Raw genomic sequence first — 19,198 nt, 5'->3', positions numbered from 1 at the left:
ACAATAATACTTATAATAAAAAATACCGCATTAATGTGTAACATATTCCAAGTTATGGAATATCCACATTAATGCGGCATTTTTTATTATTTATGCACTAAACAGATGATTATAATTCACATATCTGCTTATGTACTATATCTTAAAGAACTTCATTTCTGAGTTAAGCTTCTCTGATATCTTCATCAAATCATTAGCAGTTGTTGAAAGCATACTAATTGTAGCTGTAAGCTCCTGCATTGAAGCTGTTGTTTCCTCAGCTGATGCAGCATTCTGTTCAGAAATAGCAGAAAGATTAGCTATTACGTCATTAACCTGTTGTCTTGCGTCATCACAGGAACCTACATTAACCTCAATTGCTGCTGTCTCCTGTCTTGATACATTAATGCCATCACTAACATCAACAAAACTGTCCCTTGTCGCATTAAGCTTAACGACCTGCTCATTAATAAGAAGCTTTGTAGAATTCATCTCTTCAACAGTCTTTTCTGATTCCTGCTTAAGATTTTCAATTATCTGCTTAATCTCACCAGCCGCTTCATCTGACTGTGATGCAAGCTTCTGTATCTCAGATGCAACAACTGCAAATCCTTTTCCCGCTTCACCAGCCCTTGCTGATTCGATTGAAGCATTTAGTGCTAAAAGACTTGTCTGGTCTGCTATATTAGTAATGAATGCAGCTGCTTCTCCAATCTTGCCAACCGATTCATTAGTAAGCTCAATCTGATCTGCAATCTTATTAACTGCTTCTGTAGTATGGTCATTAGACTCAGATAACTCAACCATAGTATTCATTGAAGTATCACCTGCGTTACCCATAACATTAGCCGCCTGTGTAAGATTAGATACCTTCTCAACAATATCCTCAATAAGCTTGCCCATATTAGCAATATATGATGAAGCATTCTGGATTTCCTCTGCCTGCGACACAGCTCCTTTTGATATATCTTCAACTGCACTTGATATTTCTTCTGTAGCCTTACTTGACTGGCTCGCTGTAGCCGCCATCTCATCTCCAGACTTATATAACTGATCTGCTGATTCTGTAAGTCCTGTCACAATACCATTAAGTTTGCTGATAAGTGCCTGTACAGAACCCGCCATCTCTCCAATCTCATCATTACGCTTTAACATATTAGGATCAACCTTCATAGTTAAATCACCATTAGACAGGGAAACAAATAATCTGTTGACTGTCACTAAAGCATTAGCAATTTTTCTGGAAAGCATCAATGATATCACTGCTATTACTAAAAGAACAATAATTGTTACTCCCACAAGTGCTATAACCCTCTGTATAATAAATGATGTTATAGCTGTTCTTGGTTCTCCAGCAAATAACATACCCACAATATTGCCGTTATAATTCTTTAATGGAAGATATACACCTGTATAATCAACTCCATCAATATCGATATGATCTGCTTTATATGTCTCTCCTGTCTTAACCTTTTCCCATACTGAATCTGGTGCTTTAAGGCTCAACATTCTCTTATTATTAGAATCTCTTAATGATGTTACCTTGGAATCAACACCATAAAAGATTGCAATATCTGCATCATTATCATCTGTAAACTTATCAATTCCGTCCTGCTTCTGTGAAAGATTAGTATCACCTTTAAAAATGTTACCATTATTATCGACACGCCAATCACCAGAATATGTATTATCATAACTTGACTTTGTTGCCTCTGCTAGAAGCACAAGTCCATTAGATGCCTCTGCATTCATACCAGCTGACATATTAACAATTGCAATAATAAGCACTACTGTAATACCCACAACTGTAGGAAGAACAGAACTAGCTATAAGTCTTGCTTTAATACTCATCTTAAGTCCCGGCTGTCTATACTCATTCGATGTGTTATTATCATTAGAAATATCCTTATTCTTAACTGACTTCTTAGACTTACTCTTAACAACCTTAGGCTTGTCAGCTTTCAATTTATCTTTTACAGGCTGCTTAGCTGATTCCTTCTTTCCAAATCTTTTAGACTTTGGAACTTTTACCTTCTTATCCACTTCTGATACAGCTTCCTCGCTATCTGCTTCAGGCATCGTAGATTCAGCATCAACCTTTGTTGTATCTTCCATACCATAACCTCCTAGTTTCTTATATAACATAGAATATATCATTTCATATCGTTGAAGTATTATAACATAAATAAATATAAATGTTCTACATTTTTCTACTCTTTTTGCACATATTTTCCTGTATTATTAGATATAAATTAATCACATTCAGCAAGTGTTCTATAAATAAAAAAGTTCCCCGGTCTGGGGTGACCGGGGATGAGTAGAGGGGATAGAAATATAGTCAAGTATATTGGCTTTGGAGATTGTCCAATATACTTTCGTCCAAATTAAACTTAGTATCAGGTTCTCAAAAATATAACCAAACAAACATCATCTAACTTTCAAATATCATAACCTGACACAATCTATTATAATATCTTATTAAATATTGTCAATTAATAATTAACCTAAATTAACATTAAATAATAAAATCTTTCTCATCAGTTAAATATCAATATGCAAAACAATTATTAATATCTACCTGACACTTTTACATATTATAATAGGTTACTTTTAATATAGCAACTGAAAAATTGTATTTTTTATACTTTTTTAATGATTTATTGTCCTGTGTTATTATTATAATAATTAATCTGTCACTTTGTCAAGCTCTCTTTTAATTAATTCTGCCGTTGGTGTTATAGCAAGACCTTCTCTGGCTGTTTCTTTTAAACTTGATGGCATTGCCGCACCAATTCTCTGCATTGAATCAATAACTTCATCTGGTGATATTACACTTTTAATACCTGCCATAGACATCTGTGCAGCCGTTATTGCATTCATAGCTCCCGCAACATTTCTTTTAATACAAGGAACTTCTACAAGTCCACATACCGGATCACATGCAAGACCTAACATACTCTTTAATGCCAATGCACTCGAATTAACTATCTGCAGGCTATCTCCTCCCTGAAGAAATGTCAACCCTGCCGCCGCCATTGCACTTGCACTTCCAATCTCTGCCTGACAGCCTCCTGATGCCCCGGCTATAGAAGCATTTTCTGCTATAACTGCTCCAATTCCTGAAGCAATCAGCAACGCCTTAACCATATCATCTTCAAGTGCCTTAAAATATGTTTCATATGATATAAATACCGCTGGAATTACTCCGCAAGACCCCGCTGTAGGTGCAGCTACTATTCTACGCATACACGCATTAGACTCTCCCATTTTAAGAGCTTTTTCCATAACCATTCCTACAAAATCTCCACATATATTCCTGCCTGATTTGTTATATTGATACATCAGCTCTCCGTCACCACCTGCCATCCGGCTTGGTGACTTAAGAGATTTATCATAATTATTATCTGCAGTTTTCATAGCTTTATACATCAGACGCATATTTTCAAAAATCTTATCTTCGGAAACCATACGCTCGTGTGCATTATCCATCATAATAACCTGCCATATCTGTGCATTGTTCTTATGACATAATTCCACCAAATCATTTATAGAATGATAATTCATTATTTAATCTCCCTTTTGCGATAAATATGTTACTTTAGTTATTCCTTCAACCTTTTTGAGCCATTCTATGCCTTCGCGTGGTATCTCCTGATCACATTCCAGAACCATTACTGCATCACCGCCTCTGTTAGAACGATACAACTGCATAGTTGCAATATTCACGGATTTGTGTGCAAGCATTGATGTCACTTCACTAACGTGCCCCGGCTGATCCTGATTATGCACAACTAAAGTTGGATAATCTCCCGAAAAATTCGTTGTTATTCCATCAATCTGTGCGATATTTATTCTTGAACCACCAAGTGACTCACCTACAACCTCAAGCTGCTTTCCAGAAATACCTGTTAATATAATCTGTGCACTATTAGGATGTGCTTCTTTCAGCGTTGATTTTCCAAATGTCACCTTTATTCCTTTTTTTTCGGCAATCTCCATACTATGTGGTATTCTCATATCATCAGGCTGCATTCCAAGTAGTCCTGCAACTATAGCCTTATTAGTTCCGTGTCCCTTTCCTGTATCAAGAAAAGAACCATACAGCAAAATATTTGCTTCCTTTATCTGTTCTCCCATCAACTTCTGGGATATATATCCAATCCTTACCGCACCCGCTGTATGTGAACTTGATGGTCCAACCATAACCGGACCAATTATATCAAATATATCCATTAAATCCTCCGTGAATCCAGATGCTTAAAATATATTTAATAATATTTACTCTGAATTATTGTGAACTTGGTATTAATAATTTTGTCTATCATTCTATTTGCATTGTTTTATTTGAAATATTTACTTCTTTCCTACTATATTAGAAAATGTATCTTCTAAGCTCTTTCCTACTGATTTCATTGCATCACCAAATTCATCAGCCATACTTTTAGCCTTCTTATCCAGTTCATTTTCTTTTACATAATCTGTAACCTTATCCGCCGCATTATTAGTGACGTCAACAGCTTTACCAACACCTCTTAAGACCTTTTCTTTATTAATAAATCCCATTATTATCAGCTCCTCTTTTATTTATTAATCTATCAATCTGTTAGCTTTTAAATTATAAATCCATTAATCAATTTCTAACTATATTTAAGTTTATATATCAATAACTGGTCTAATCGTAAACTACTCTGTTCAATCAATTTCTAACTGTATTTAAGCTTATATTGTTATTATACATTTATTTTATAATTTATATTATATCATAATTTCTACGTTGCTTTTCCACGCATATGAAGTTTCGAAGAAACTTCTAAGTGACTACGAAGTAGTCATATTATATCATATTTTTTGTGCAGCTTTTCAGCACATATAAAGTTCCGTAAGGAACTTTTAAGATGAGCACTCTTGTGCTCATTATATCATATTTTCTGCGTTGCTTTTCCACGCATATGAAGTTTCGAAGAAACTTCTAAGTGACTACGAAGTAGTCATATTATATCATCTATTTTATCATTTAAACATAATGTTTATATTACAATATATTCTTTAATACAATATTGGATTTATGTCACATAATATAGTTTTATATTACAAATACAGTTATATACTGTTATTTCAACATAATTATACTTTTTAATTTCAACAGTATTACTTTTTCTATATAGTTACCTATAATAATTTCAATTCAACTACTGCATTCATTTTATTATCTGTTTCAAATATGACAAGGCAGTTATAATTATTATCTGTAAGACATTTTATTTTTATGTTATCATTCTGCATAATTTCTTTTTTATATTCAATTCTTATATAGTTAAAATCTACATTTTTATAAATATCTTCTGGAACAGCTTCTAATGCTGCTTCCAAATAGCTGACATTATGTAAATGTCCATTAATATCAATATCTCTTCTCTGTATTAAATATGGCTTTTCTGTAACCATAATGTTATCTGGCAGATTATCCAAATCAGGAAGCTCTATCTTCTTTATCTCCTCATCGAATACATTTTTTTCTGTTTCAGTACCGTATATATCGTTCATTTTGTTGTCTAAAATAATAGGTCTGCGTCTTACCAAATCCATATATAGCCATCTTGAAGTACCTATTGCACATAACTCACCATTCTGGTCGTATAATTCAAAATCCCTAAATGCACATAGTCTATCAGACTTTCTAGACCATGTGCTTGCATCTATATATTCATTGTAAGCTGGTCTTTTAAGGATTTTTATCTTCCAATCCAGCAATATCCACGCCTTTTTATTAATAGCAGATGCCGATACCCCCAATCCAACCTTATCTGAATGAGAACCAGCAATATCCTCCATAATCGTAACGATTCTTTTGTTGTCTATCTTATTCTCTCTTCCAATATCCTCTAACTCTACTTTATATCTTTCTTTATATATCATTATCTATATTCCTCAATATATTCATTATATGTTAACTATGTGTATGTTTAAATAAAAGCATATCAGCTGATTAGTATTAGTTAATTTATATTAATATTTTAGTGATTATCACTTGTTACACCTGTAAATACAAGCTTTAACTATTAGAATTTTTTAGTATTTATTCTAATTATCAACGCCTAATCTATATGTATTAATGCTCATATTATACATTTAATAATACTTTATTGTTTTACAGTACGGCCGTCTGATGTGTGCTTTATCTAATAATTATTATTGTTCATCAGCCAATATCTGTTTGTGTTCTTATATTATAAATGTTATGAGTTGAAATATCCATAAAAAATCAATTAAATGTGTGTGGTAGTTACATAATTGCAAATATAATCTGCAACTATATATGATTATTTAATAATCTAAAAGCAATATAAATGTTTCACGTGGAACTTAAAACATTTGTTTGTAATATCATTACTGATTACTATAATTGTATAGATTATATAAGTTTCATTAGTTATAATATTTTAGATTTAATTATATTGTTTTAGATTTATTATAATTAAATATATTATTGGTATTATGTATTATTAATCACTTTTCAATAATAGTACTCAAATAAAGTGAACTCAGTTCACTTTATTATATTCCTTATAATATATGTCTTATCAATATGTATAATACCACTTTATGAATTAATTCAATTATATTTAATAATATATTTGCTGTAATTTTTTTATTTATAATTATATATAGATATTAAAGCATTATCCAATAATCATATATAACAATTAAACTAGATTATTAATATTGATAAACAAATTCAAATTGATAACTTAATATTATGTATGTGCATAATGCTTTGTTTATATAGAATTATAATTGAATATCAAATATATAATTTGGACATAGAATCCCACCATATAATTCATATAGATAATTTTATTTATTGAACTCAGTTCACTTTTAGCTGTGTATAATATTATAAATACTCATTTATATCATTATAATTTTGAACTCAGTTCATAATTTTTTATAAATCATTTTATTATTTTTGTATTCTTTCTATTTTATTTATGCGTAAATACTCCCTTAATCTATCAATTATATTATGCATATCTATATATGCTTTCTATGTCAGAGTTTTATTATATAGAATCTAAAAATCCTTAAAATTCTTTATAACACTATCATTACAATCTATTATTACAATCATTACAATTTGATATCAATGTAAATCATAAAGGAAATGACTATATATTAATTATAATAATGAATTTATTATTAATTTCATATCTTTCGGCAAAATTGAATTAAGAAATAATTATATAAGAAATAATCTAAGCATATATAATAGATTACTACAAAATAATATATATCAAAAATATTAAGTAATTTATTCTGATTTATTATATAAATATACTTTATTATATTTTAAATTTATTTATCAATATTTGGAAACCCATTTACTTATTACATAAAATTATTGGATAATGTTTTAATATCTATATATATGTGAATAAACAAATAACAGTAAAAATATTTTAAAATATTTTTCTACATTTATAAAAATTGAACTGAGTTCACAAAAACTCAACATAAATATTTTTAAATAATGTAACTTTTATATTGATAAAACGTAATTTTGTTGTATAATAAAATTAGATTTTAATGAAAGAAGGTCAATAATGAGCGAAGTAATAAGTTTAATTAACGAAAAGGGGGGTGTTGGAAAATCATCCTCAGCCATAACAATTGCTCAGATTTTATCTATTTCTGGCTATTCTATATTATTGATAGACTTAGATCCACAGATGAATACAAGTAAAATGTTTGGCAAAAGTGAAGAAGGTAAGGATATTGACTATGAACAGCTGTTTTGTAGTAAATTTGATGATAAAGCTACTGTTATGAATTACATTTCTACAACAGACTATGAAAATATATCTATACTTTGTGCCTCAAGAGAATTAAACAATCTTATATATAAAATATACGATGAGAGTAAAGAATCTAATGTAGAATTATGTTTTAAACATAATCTTAGTCTATTAAAAGATGATTACGACTATATTATAATAGACAACTCACCTTTTAAATCATACCTTACAACATGTGCTATGTGTGCCAGCAATAAAATCATCACACCTATATGTGTTGATAATTTTTCATATGATGGTTTAATGTCACTTTTTGATACGATTGAAGATCTCAATGCCAAATATGCACTTTCTATTGAATTTGCAGGTATGTTTATGACCAGAGTGGCAGGAAGAACAACCTTATATAAACAAATGTTTGAAAGTTATGAGAATATGTTTGGTGACAAATTCCTTCCTGTGTCAATAAGAAATTGCATTGCCGTCAATGAATCTAATACATTGTTTGAACCATTACTCACATATGATAAGAGAAGCACCGCAGCTCAAGATTACATAGAATTAGTTAATTATCTTGGACTTATGGATAATAAACATTACAGAGAATTAGCAAAATATCTTAAAGGAGAGAAGAAATAATGGCTAAGAAATCATTTACTGCTGGTGGTACTAAAACAGGTATCCTTAATTCTGACGGTGGAGAAAAACTTAAAGAAATTCAGGCAAAGACACAATACAATTTTAAATATATTCCTAAAGATAAAATTGTATCTAACCCTAAAAATGAAATGTATGCGCAGGATGGCATTAATGCACTCAAAGAAAGTATACTTGTTAACGGTCTAAGACACAATTTATCTGTATTATATGATTCTGACAAAGATATATATCGTCTTATCTCTGGTGAAAGAAGATATCACGCCATATCAGAAATGGATGAAAAGGATTACCAGACACTTTTTCCTGCTGGAATTCCCTGTAAAGTTGAAAAGTCTGATATTACTGAAATTGACGAAGAAATTATGCTTATCTCAGCCAACCACGATGTAAGAGAATCTTCAATGGAAGTTAAAAGATGGGAAGTAAGCCGTTTAAAAGAACTTTATGAAGCTAAAAAGTTAAACGGCGAAATAAAAAATATCAATGCAGAGATTGCCAAACAGCTTAATATATCAGAAAGACAAGCCCGCAAATATACAACAGCAGAAAAGCTTATTCCTGAATTAAGTGAATTACTCAATAACAATGGCATAGATCTTAACCAGGCTGATAAATTTGGTAAGCTTGATGAGGATGCACAGAAGAGTATATTAAATATTCTTCAAAAAAATGGCAACATTGAAAATGCAGAATTTCAATCTATCAAGAAGATATCTGAAGAACGTGCTAAAGAAGCTGCCAAATATAAGCAGGAATTAGAAGAAGTAACCAGAGAGCTTAACAAAAAGAATGAAACTTTAGAAATTCTTGAAAATAAAATAAATGAAATTTCTACAAATACTGATAAATCCAATTCCAAAATAGATATTGAAGAGGAACTTCGATATATGACTGAGGCTAAGAACAAAGCTGAAAAGGAAAAGGCACGTCTTGAAAGTAATATGGAAAAGATGAAGCAGCAGCAACGTGAGAAAGAACAACGCAAGACAACAATTTCAGATAACGAATTAAAAAGAATATCTTCAATTGCTAAAACAGAACAGGCACTTGCATTATTTGAATCAAACTTTGATATCATTAAGAATAACAAGTCTATTATAAAAAATGATACTGATTTAAAAATAAGAGTAGAAATTTTAAATCAAAGATTAACTGATTTTATTAATTCACTAACCAATAATTAATATATTATGTCCCCAATTCTAATAATATTAACATTGGAGTTGGGGATATATTATTATTAATCATAATCATATAAATATCTATCTATTTATCTATCTATCTATTTATCTATCTATATCCATATTAATATATATAACAATACATATATTTAACATATATTGATAAATTAAATTAACATAGACACAGTATTTATAAGGCTTTCAACAATTTTTTATAGTTCATTAGTTACTAATTCAAAGTCGGATATTTTTTTTTGAAGAATAATTTTTTTATAAACAAGTCTATTAATTATTATTCTGGTCTATTATTTTCATGAAATGTCTTTTTAATAATTATTATAGTCGAAAAGGATAAAAAAATGGTTGAAAAGTTTCCATATGTTAATAAATCTTCAATATAAATGTTATCAAAATTTGTTAAATTAGTATTTTAATTATATATTAAATAAATTATAAAAGGAATCATTCATAAAAATTGAAAAAAAGAAAATAAAAAAAATGAGCAGCCTGCTTTTTTTATTAAAATTATTTAAGAATATCACATATATTGATATAAAATTCGAATACAAGACACGAAAATAAGACTGCTTTTTAAGCAGCCTTTTTTAATTTACTAACATTAGCACGAATTATCGTTGATACAAGACCAGGAATATTTTTTATAGATCGTTCATACACTATATATTGTCTATAGATATCTGCTAACGCATACATCAATAAATCGAAAGAGTAGTGAACGGCTATATTTGCTAAATCCTCCAAATCAAGTTTACTGATTTTAATCAATTTATAATTTGATATATTAGTGTCTATATTAATAAATTCTCTAAAACGTACAGGTGGAATATCACCTGAGTTAATGTTAGGAATTACTGTATTAAAATCATTAATAAATGACTTTAACCGGTCAATATTTTCTTCTAATAGAATTTGTTTTTGCTTCTTAGCAATATATCTTGAAGAAATTTCAAATCTTATGATATTATCATTAATAGTGACATTAAAAATATCAGCATCTGAATTAGACATATGTTGTTTTATAATGCAAGGCTTGCAATACTTAGGAAGCATATGTCTTATTTCAGATATTGATTTGTGATCCACGCTTGCCTGACCCTTAAGATTAGAACTATCAAGGTTGATAAGCTCACGCAAGTAAATTCTTAATGTTACAATTGAATTAATATCAAAAAGTTTAGTAATTAATTCCTTAGAAAGCACTAAAAATCCCCTGCCGTTTTTGTTAGCAGGAAGGTAATAATTCTCATAATCATTGATAAGCAATGAAATAATAGATGATGAAGTTTTGGAATATGATATATAAGTATAAGATGATAATATGTCAAGATTATTCCAAATCGTCTTTATGTTGCATTTAAGAATAGATGCCAATTCTTTGATATTAATTTCTTTTATAATCCCAAAACGATCCGGATGATAAAAATGTAATAACATAAATAGCTTAAGTGCATTTGATTTTAACATAGGTCTATAGCCATAACGATTTTTTTCATTATGATATATCTTTTTAGTTACGTTCTTAGTTGTGAGAATTCTATGTGGACAATTGTTACAATTATCAATAGCCATTTTGTAGATATCATTATCGCTGGAGAAGGATTCGATAATTGCTTTATATTTACAAGTAGAGCAGTTATCATTTGAGTAATCGGTAACTTCAACAGAAGAATCAATAATTGTTGTGTAATTTTGCTGAATACCAAGAGCCTGAATTAATACAGCTTTGCCTATATTTGTAAAATTATCCAAAATTCCCACCTCCTTTTTATGGATAATTTAACAATATTATCAAATAAAATCAAATTCTTGTTTTTACTCAAAATTTATCCACATAAGTGTATTTTTTAACTTGTTTTACTCTAAAATTGTCTACTTATCCACAAAATCAAAGTGTTTTACTCTAAAATTATCTACTTAATTTAATAAAATTTTTTTTGTAGAAGTCAAAATAAATATTTTGTGGATTTTACTACTTTTTTATCTACATATAGTTAACAGCTATCCACATAGGGTAGTGGTATTTTAAGGAAAATCAGTATTTAAGCCAAAAATGTAGACATTGTGGATAAAATTTCAAAAAAAAAATGTAGAAAAAGTATTTATATACAATATATAAATATATAAATAGAATAGAAAATTGGAGAAAAATCAATAAAAAAATGATATTTTACTCTAAAAATATCTACTTTTTAAAAATTTACTCTAAAAATATCTACATTGAAAAATAAAAACTAAGTTTTTTACTCTAAAAATATCTACATAAATTTAACATATTATTTAAAAAATGCTGCTGGAAACAGTAAAATTGTAATAAAAAAATAACAAATGCCTATTTTAAGGGATATATAAAAGATTTATCTGATAAAAATAAAAAAAACACGACAAAACTTAAAGAAATACAGATAATTAAGTAAATAAAAAAAGTACAATAAAATTTTCTTAGTTATCAATTAATTATCTACACTTTAATTATGATGATAAAAATGTAGACATTTATAGTTTCTGATTTGATTAAAATAGAGTGGCAGGCAAGTAATTATTCTATCTATCCACTACACCATCTGGCATACGGTTTCAGACAAAGGCAGTTCTTTGCATTGCACATATTTTCAAAAGGAACTAGGAGAATGTATGCTATAAAATTTACGGAGCTTCTTATGTGAGCCTTACAGTGTACAAAAACAACTTCGTAGGGCATACATAAGAGCTCTCTGTAAGGCTCACATAAAAAAGCCGTATGTAAAAACATACGGCAAATAATTATAATAAAAAATCCCTATTTCGTCTATTAATGAGCATTGTCTATCATCTTAGTTTTATCAAAATTCAAATCCTGAATTTCAGCTTCCGATAATGGAAGGAAGTTAATAATAAATACACCATTTTTTAATTCAAAGCTATCGATTACAATATTGTTATCTACAAATTCCTGTAAAGATTCCTGAATTAATTGTAAGTTCTTCTTTTTATTTTTTAATTTAAATCGAACAATCTTCTGGAAGTAAGTATAACTATACTCACTCATCAATGTTTCCTGATTAGCAATCTGTTCACATTTCATTGCATAGCATATAATTCTTGAAAGGTTATTATCAAGAACATCATAAGAAGCAGAAGTTATAGAGATTAACTTTTTCTTTATAATAGCGTTACTTAGTACCTCACCAAATTGAGCTATGGCATAAGGTCTTTCAGCATCTTCTTTGATGACAATATTATCGAATAAGTTGAAATAGATTTTACTGCCAGCTTCTTCATAATAGAAATTGTACTCTACAAGCTTTCTACAAGAATTAGAAATTTTCTTGAGCACATTTTTACCAACGTGATAATCGACAATTTCTTTACCAAGAGTATTAAGATCGACTACTACAGATTTCTCTTTAGAGAATTCCTGCATATTAATATTAGATATAAAAGCATTAACTAATTTCAGGTCATTAGAATCCATAGCCTTTGGTGGAGTAAGTTTGCCGCTGTTGACAGTCACTTCCAAAAGTTCACGGCCTTCTTCATCTCTGATAATTTCTTTTAGCAGATTATCAGATGCTGTTTCCATCATTAATGTAAAAGATGAAGGACTGAAGAGTGGTTTGTCAACTAAGTCAACAGGGAATAATCGAAGGTATGAGTCAATATTACCAGCAAGTTCACTTTCTATGTATTTCCAAGCACTAATAATCAAATCATTCTTTAAAGAATTATATATTGAGTTATAAGTAAAAGATGAGATACCTGGGAAATCAATTAAAAGAGTATTGGAATCATTTTTCCATTCTGTTGCAGCTCTTTTCTTATCTTCGATAATTTCCTGTAAATCTTTATCTCCAAACATTTTAGTATAATCTTCAACAGGAAGAGTCTTTGCCATAGCAACAACAGTAGCTAAAGGGTGTTTGGCATCGTCAATGCTGATTGTATCAATATCATTAATGTATGATTTGTACCAACGTGATCTTTTTTGTAAACGTGATTTCTTTACCTTATTAATTATAGGTACTAAATCTTCACGGCTAGTCTTTCCATCAAGATATTCCATAAGAGTTTCATCAATTAACTCAGCTACATTTTCAGCAGAGAAGTTTAACAAATTTCTTTTCTTATTGAAATAATCAATAATAACTGGATCAATGTGATTAGCTAATTCTTCAATAAATCGGCGAGAGTATTGTTCCATAATATATCTCCTTATATAACAACAAATATAATTTTCATTTTATTCTATATATTAATTGGCAGATAGTGGAAGAGTAGAATATGGATAGATGATTATAATATAGTCTGTCCAGTGTGTTATTGCTCTTTATGTAAATAGCATAATCTTCGATTAATTATATCTAACAATTTATATAGTAATTGTACTCATAATTATAAAAAATATAAACACAAAAATCAAATAGTAGGTTCACACCAGGAAGCTTTTCTTAATTACTTTGGATGTTGTTGTGTTTTATTTTGAAGTAGAGTGGTGGTGTGAGTTTTGGTTAACATATAGACATATGTCGTCATATATTGTATTATATATTATGTAAAAAATCAATAGCACACAGATAAGATTATTTTGTTGTGTTGAAAAGATATAAGAGGTATTTATGTTATGATTTCTGATACATTTAAGAATACTATTTGGATATATTATGAAACTAATTTAAAAGCTCGTACACGAAAAGAATATTGGAATGTTGTAAAGAATTTTGATAAAGTAGTTGGCCACGACCCATTAGAGTTAAGTCATACTGATGCTGTGACTTATTATGAACATATATTAAATAAGATAAGCAAAAATCAATTAAAATACTCTACCGGTGTAATGAGATTATCCGTAATAAGATCTGTATGTAATTTTATTGAATTTAATATGAGTAATCACGGAAAGGAATATACTAATTATTTCAAGGAAATTTCTATTCCAGAAGAAGATAAGTTATTAACAGACAATGATATACCAACACTTAATGAAATAAACAATATTATGGAAACAATACAACAAAATAATGATGATAAAGCATTTTTAATATTATCCCTTGCCGTCAAATGTGCATTGACTAACACTGAAATATGCAGCCTTAATAAAGAATATATTGCAATTAATTCCAATGACGAAATGTATATTAATTATCCTCCAAAAGGCAATAATCGTATATCAAGAATAATTAAAGTTCCGGATGATGTTGCTGTATTATTAGACAGATATATATGTAATAATAATATAATAGAAGGTGCAATATTTATTAATAAAAGAAAAACACGAATTAAATTAAGGGACACAGAAAGACTTCTTGAAAAATATTGTAAACTTAATATAGAAAAAGGTATGTTAAATAACAAATTCACAATGCAGACCCTTCGTCACGCCGCAATATGTTATATGTTATCGGGTGGAGCTTCAAAAGATCTAGTTGCAAGCTACGCTGGAATAACAACCAAATGGATTACAAGATATGATAAAATAATTAACTCTGATACATACAAACAGGCTGTTGACTATAGTATCATAAGTATCAACGCATAAATATACTAATGAATTGAATTAAACATCAAGCCATTAGTATTATTATATAATATATATTATAATTGATAGTACTAGGAAAAAGATAGTACTTTTCAATTATCTGCTATGTGTTATAATAACAATCGAAAGAGCTTGATATGAGCTCAATACAATTCCCCAATATCCCGCTGGATGATAATTAGTTATTAATTATTGTTTGGTGGGATCCCCTTTTTATAGGTAATTCTGGCAGATACTTCCTATATTTTAATGGAAGCATATTTATCTGACATTTATAATTGACACGTTCTTTTATTGCTATAGTATTATAAAACCTTATCCATAAATTCTGAATATCATTTTCATTATCTGAAAAATCATCAAGCTGTTTTAATAATTCATTATTATAATCATTATAAAAAAATGCTGTATTATTATTCATATGTATATACGCAATATTTCTCCTGACATCATATATCAAAAAATTCTCGCAATGCAGTCTGTCATTAAAATGATCAATAATCATATATATAATATTATTATCAGGTTCTATTCTGGCTGTAAGAAAACCATTAGCATTTTCATTAAATCGAAGAATCTCTATATAAAAGTGTGCTTCATTAGCTGCCTTTTTATATATTTTATTAAACTGGAATATGTATTCATCATTAATGTTATGCAATACTGAAGTTCCATATTTAAACATTCTCTGCAAACAATGATAAATTACTGAGGCCTTATTATCTGCGATTGACTGTGCAACAGTAAATATCATCTCATATATATCATTAGACAGCTTTAGCTTTATTGTATTGGCAACTTTATCTGATAAGGTTAAATCTGTCCTGATATTTATATAGTTCTCAAATAATGAATAGTTAGAAACAACATCTGCACATCTTACATCAGTATGGCTTGTTCCTGCCTCCCAGGCTTTATATATTGCTGAAAATATCCCCTCTATAGAATTATCACATAAATAAACATCCATAATACTATGCACTTAACTAATCAGCTGGTAGTAATACTGGCTGATCATATCCTTTCTTCTTACTAATCTTTATTCTATCTCTATGTTCCATATAAATATTTCAAATTACAAATTCTTATATAATTATCCTGATAAATACATTATATTATTCTAATATGCATCTTTATATTGTTCTAATATTTATTATTCACAATTATAATAAAAACATTCGTATCATTCTGATATTACATTGCAGTCAAATAAAGAAAGCTGTTTATAGCAGTCTTTATGTTCTATGTCATATATTTTCTTCTTGTCATTATCAATAAGAGCATTAGTAATATAATCCTGATCTATTCGTATGTTATACATCATTCTGCCATTACAGGTTATAAAATAAACAGCCCTTTTTAATACAACTCCGGCTTTCTTTAAAGAAGTAAAATCTAATATGGACATTCGTCTTGCATTAATAATACGTCTTGCTGATTTCACACCTATTCCCGGAACTTTTAATAACAGGGCATAAGGTGCTGTATTAATCTCTACTGGGAATATATCAAGGTGCCGTATTGCCCAGTCACATTTAGGGTCTAAAAATGCGTTAAAATTAGGATTGTCTTCACTAAGAAGATCATATGACTTAAATCCATAAAATCTCATAAGCCAGTCCGCCTGATATAACCTATGTTCCCTAAGCAAAGGCACACCCTTGCCATCTTCCTGAAGTGGAAGCGACTCATCCATATTGACATTAACAAACGCTGAATAAAACACTCTCTTTAAATCGTATTTGTCATATAAATTCTGTGCTATCGTAACAAGCTGGTAATCCGTCTCTTTGGTAGCACCAATAATCATCTGTGAACTCTGTCCTGCTGGAATATATCTTTTATATCTATGTCCCGCCGATAGCTCAGTATTACCAGTATTCAATCTATTATTAATGTTTAATCTGTTATTGGCAGCCAATCCATCATTAAACATAGTGTCTAACATCTCATTACTTGTATCATCAGAAAATGTATTATACATATTATAAACATCTGACAAATAATTGTTCGTATGCTTCATACCAACCTCATATCTATTCATATGTATGTTATTCTTAATCATATTCATAGGATGCAAAATACTTTGTCTTGATTTAGATGGAGCAAGTTCTTTAAGTGCTGCATTAGTTGGAAGCTCAAGATTAATGCTCATACGGTCAACAAACCAACCAGCGAACTTAATGATATCATCCGATGCTCCAGGAATTGCCTTCATATGAATATATCCGCCAAAATTATATTTCTTTCTTAGAAGAATAACCGTTTCTAACATTCTCTTCATTGTCTCATCAGGACTGATAATTATACCTGAACTTAAAAACAACCCTTCTATATAATTACGTCTGTAGAACTGCATAGTAAGCTCACATATCTCCTCAGGCGAAAATGTAGCCCTCACAACATCATTAGACGAACGGTTAATGCAGTAGCGGCAGTTATATATACATTCATTGGTAAGAAGTATTTTTAAAAGAGAAATACACCTGCCATCCGCACTAAAGCTGTGGCATATTCCACACGCTTTAGAATTGCCTATGCCTTTACCATTGTTACCACGTTCAACGCCACTTGACGAACACGATACATCATACTTTGCAGCATCAGATAAAATCGTCAGCTTATCCATAATACTTAGGTCTTCTTTAATAACCACAACTCCCACCTTCTTTCGATAATAATAAAAAAGATACATGCAGAACATATTTTCCAAACATTCGTTCTGTATGTATCTTATCATATTATAATATATTTCGCAATTGAAATTTTAATATATTTTATTCAATCTGACTATAAAAGTTCTGCCTTTAAAACTTGTATATTATCTGCTATTTTATCAGCTCCTGCCTTAATTAACACTCCTTTATCCCTAAAGCCCCACGATACAGCTATGCAGTCAACCCCTGCATTTCGTGCTGTTAGCACATCTACATCTGAATCTCCAATATAAGCTATATCTTCTAATGCAATGTCTGCTATTGCAGCACATTCTAACAAGGCATCCGGAGCGGGCTTTTTTGCTATGCCCTCTCTTGCACCAAATGTAATATCAAGAAGATTATCAAAATATATATCACATAATTTAGTCACAGCATTTTGTGCTTTATTAGACAACACTGCAAGCTTAATCCCTGACTGCTTTAATTCTTTAAGCATATCAATAATTCCATCATATGCCTTTGTCTTGTCATTACAATGTTCCTGATAATACTTCTTAAAACATTCAAACACATTATCTATAACCGGCAAATCGGTTCCATTAGGAACACTTCTTTCTATTAAAAGACGAATTCCATTACCAACATAATTCCTTACTTCTTCTATAGTTCTTTGAGGCATACCAAACTGTGCAAGAGAGTAGTTCACCGCATCTGCCAGATCCTCCAATGTATTAAGCAATGTTCCGTCTAAATCAAATACAGCCATTTTATATTTCATATACTTCACACTTTCCTTATATTAATAATAACTGACTGGATAACAGATAATAAAAAATTCTTAAAGCAGATATATTATTTATAAGAATTAATTCAACATTAACATATTGTATACAGATTAATTACAATCAGCTGTTTCCATATCAGATATTTAATAATATAATCAAGACTAAAAAAATGCAATATGAAAATAAAATTTTAAATTTCCACATTTATCTATATTTTCCTTCAAATATTTTCAAAAAATTTAAAAATATTAAAATAAAAGGGTTGACATATTACATATTAACGTGTATTATATCACTTGTGTTCACGAGAAATAAATCGAAACACACAATACAATATGCGCGAGTGGCTCAGTGGTGGAGCACCTCCTTGCCAAGGAGGGGGTCGCGGGTTCGATCCCCGTCTCGCGCTCTGTAAGACAACAAAAAGGACTTCCGAATGGGAAGTCCTTTTTTGTCATCCGGGAAGTGCTGGGCACTTCTCGAAACCCAACTGCTTCACAGTTTGGCTTCGATTTCTCGGAACGCTAAAGCGCCCCTCGGTCGTGTCAGAACAGAAGTCCACCGGACCTCTTGACTTCTCGGAACGCTAAAGCGCCCCTCGGTCGTG

At 29.7% G+C, this 19,198-nt stretch carries 13 protein-coding genes and 1 tRNA gene; 4 read left to right on the top strand and 10 right to left on the bottom strand.

Translation table 11 applies throughout. The annotated features are described in order from the left end of the window. Positions 1-135: 135 nt before the first annotated feature. The 5 genes from WMO14_RS09285 to WMO14_RS09265 form a co-directional block, all read right to left on the bottom strand. A complete protein-coding gene (locus tag WMO14_RS09285; RefSeq protein ID WP_349153720.1) occupies positions 136-2,094 on the bottom strand; it encodes a methyl-accepting chemotaxis protein in 1,959 nt (652 codons plus the stop codon). Between the two features lie 570 nt (positions 2,095-2,664). After that, positions 2,665-3,543, bottom strand: a complete 879-nt coding sequence (sdaAA, locus tag WMO14_RS09280) for an L-serine ammonia-lyase, iron-sulfur-dependent, subunit alpha (RefSeq protein WP_022501286.1) — start codon at positions 3,541-3,543, stop codon at positions 2,665-2,667. Between the two features lie 3 nt (positions 3,544-3,546). Then, on the bottom strand, positions 3,547-4,212 hold the full coding sequence (gene sdaAB, locus WMO14_RS09275; RefSeq protein WP_055175341.1) for an L-serine ammonia-lyase, iron-sulfur-dependent subunit beta: 666 nt from the start codon (positions 4,210-4,212) through the stop codon (positions 3,547-3,549). Positions 4,213-4,332: 120 nt separating this feature from the next. After that, entirely contained in the window at positions 4,333-4,542 is a 210-nt protein-coding gene (locus WMO14_RS09270) for a hypothetical protein (protein ID WP_022501284.1), read from the bottom strand. Positions 4,543-5,148: 606 nt separating this feature from the next. Beyond that, positions 5,149-5,895, bottom strand: a complete 747-nt coding sequence (locus WMO14_RS09265; RefSeq protein ID WP_349153719.1) for an acyl-[acyl-carrier-protein] thioesterase — start codon at positions 5,893-5,895, stop codon at positions 5,149-5,151. A 1,685-nt stretch (positions 5,896-7,580) separates the two neighbouring features. Between WMO14_RS09265 and WMO14_RS09260 the strand changes: the two genes are divergently transcribed. Both WMO14_RS09260 and WMO14_RS09255 read left to right on the top strand, forming a co-directional pair. Continuing rightward, the gene (locus WMO14_RS09260; RefSeq protein WP_022501637.1) at positions 7,581-8,411 is read left to right on the top strand and encodes a ParA family protein; all 831 of its coding nucleotides are present in this window, start codon (positions 7,581-7,583) and stop codon (positions 8,409-8,411) included. Continuing rightward, a complete protein-coding gene (locus WMO14_RS09255; protein ID WP_022501638.1) occupies positions 8,411-9,616 on the top strand; it encodes a ParB N-terminal domain-containing protein in 1,206 nt (401 codons plus the stop codon). The genes WMO14_RS09260 and WMO14_RS09255 overlap by 1 nt, the downstream gene beginning before the upstream one ends. Positions 9,617-10,204: 588 nt before the next feature. Here the strand turns inward: WMO14_RS09255 and WMO14_RS09250 are convergent. Together WMO14_RS09250 and WMO14_RS09245 are read right to left on the bottom strand one after the other, a co-directional pair. Beyond that, positions 10,205-11,392 carry a hypothetical protein gene (locus WMO14_RS09250; RefSeq protein WP_082421589.1) on the bottom strand — a complete coding sequence of 396 codons (1,188 nt, stop codon included), beginning with the start codon at positions 11,390-11,392 and terminating at the stop codon, positions 10,205-10,207. 1,030 nt (positions 11,393-12,422) lie between these two features. Further along, on the bottom strand, positions 12,423-13,811 hold the full coding sequence (locus tag WMO14_RS09245; RefSeq protein WP_022502176.1) for a hypothetical protein: 1,389 nt from the start codon (positions 13,809-13,811) through the stop codon (positions 12,423-12,425). Positions 13,812-14,231: 420 nt separating this feature from the next. Between WMO14_RS09245 and WMO14_RS09240 the strand changes: the two genes are divergently transcribed. After that, on the top strand, positions 14,232-15,146 hold the full coding sequence (locus WMO14_RS09240) for a tyrosine-type recombinase/integrase (RefSeq protein ID WP_349153718.1): 915 nt from the start codon (positions 14,232-14,234) through the stop codon (positions 15,144-15,146). Between the two features lie 178 nt (positions 15,147-15,324). Here WMO14_RS09240 and WMO14_RS09235 read toward each other — a convergent pair whose 3' ends face one another. From WMO14_RS09235 to WMO14_RS09225, 3 genes are all read right to left on the bottom strand, one after another. After that, positions 15,325-16,116 (bottom strand): TIGR03915 family putative DNA repair protein, encoded by a 792-nt coding sequence (locus tag WMO14_RS09235; RefSeq protein ID WP_349153717.1) that lies wholly within the window; start codon positions 16,114-16,116, stop codon positions 15,325-15,327. A 213-nt stretch (positions 16,117-16,329) separates the two neighbouring features. Further along, a complete protein-coding gene (locus tag WMO14_RS09230) occupies positions 16,330-17,802 on the bottom strand; it encodes a putative DNA modification/repair radical SAM protein (protein WP_349153716.1) in 1,473 nt (490 codons plus the stop codon). 134 nt (positions 17,803-17,936) lie between these two features. Next, on the bottom strand, positions 17,937-18,584 hold the full coding sequence (locus WMO14_RS09225; protein WP_055175872.1) for an HAD family hydrolase: 648 nt from the start codon (positions 18,582-18,584) through the stop codon (positions 17,937-17,939). Positions 18,585-18,928: 344 nt separating this feature from the next. Here WMO14_RS09225 and WMO14_RS09220 point away from each other — a divergent pair. Further along, positions 18,929-19,000 (top strand) — tRNA-Gly (locus WMO14_RS09220). The last annotated feature ends 198 nt before the right edge of the window (positions 19,001-19,198 follow it).

The sequence above is a fragment of the Lachnospira rogosae (ex Hitch et al. 2025) genome (assembly GCF_040096455.1).
In the GTDB taxonomy this organism is placed as follows: Bacteria; Bacillota; Clostridia; order Lachnospirales; family Lachnospiraceae; genus Lachnospira; species Lachnospira rogosae.
This window is presented reverse-complemented; position numbering and strand designations above follow the sequence as displayed.

Bases quoted from the DNA above. Each gene is read 5' to 3' on its own strand.
- WMO14_RS09240 (WP_349153718.1), top strand. From the start codon at position 14,232: ATGATTTCTGATACATTTAAGAATACTATTTGGATATATTATGAAACT.
- sdaAA (WP_022501286.1), bottom strand. From the start codon at position 3,543: ATGAATTATCATTCTATAAATGATTTGGTGGAATTATGTCATAAGAAC.
- WMO14_RS09270 (WP_022501284.1), bottom strand. From the start codon at position 4,542: ATGGGATTTATTAATAAAGAAAAGGTCTTAAGAGGTGTTGGTAAAGCT.
- WMO14_RS09245 (WP_022502176.1), bottom strand. From the start codon at position 13,811: ATGGAACAATACTCTCGCCGATTTATTGAAGAATTAGCTAATCACATT.
- WMO14_RS09260 (WP_022501637.1), top strand. From the start codon at position 7,581: ATGAGCGAAGTAATAAGTTTAATTAACGAAAAGGGGGGTGTTGGAAAA.
- sdaAB (WP_055175341.1), bottom strand. From the start codon at position 4,212: ATGGATATATTTGATATAATTGGTCCGGTTATGGTTGGACCATCAAGT.
- WMO14_RS09285 (WP_349153720.1), bottom strand. From the start codon at position 2,094: ATGGAAGATACAACAAAGGTTGATGCTGAATCTACGATGCCTGAAGCA.
- WMO14_RS09225 (WP_055175872.1), bottom strand. From the start codon at position 18,584: ATGAAATATAAAATGGCTGTATTTGATTTAGACGGAACATTGCTTAAT.
- WMO14_RS09255 (WP_022501638.1), top strand. From the start codon at position 8,411: ATGGCTAAGAAATCATTTACTGCTGGTGGTACTAAAACAGGTATCCTT.
- WMO14_RS09265 (WP_349153719.1), bottom strand. From the start codon at position 5,895: ATGATATATAAAGAAAGATATAAAGTAGAGTTAGAGGATATTGGAAGA.
- WMO14_RS09235 (WP_349153717.1), bottom strand. From the start codon at position 16,116: ATGGATGTTTATTTATGTGATAATTCTATAGAGGGGATATTTTCAGCA.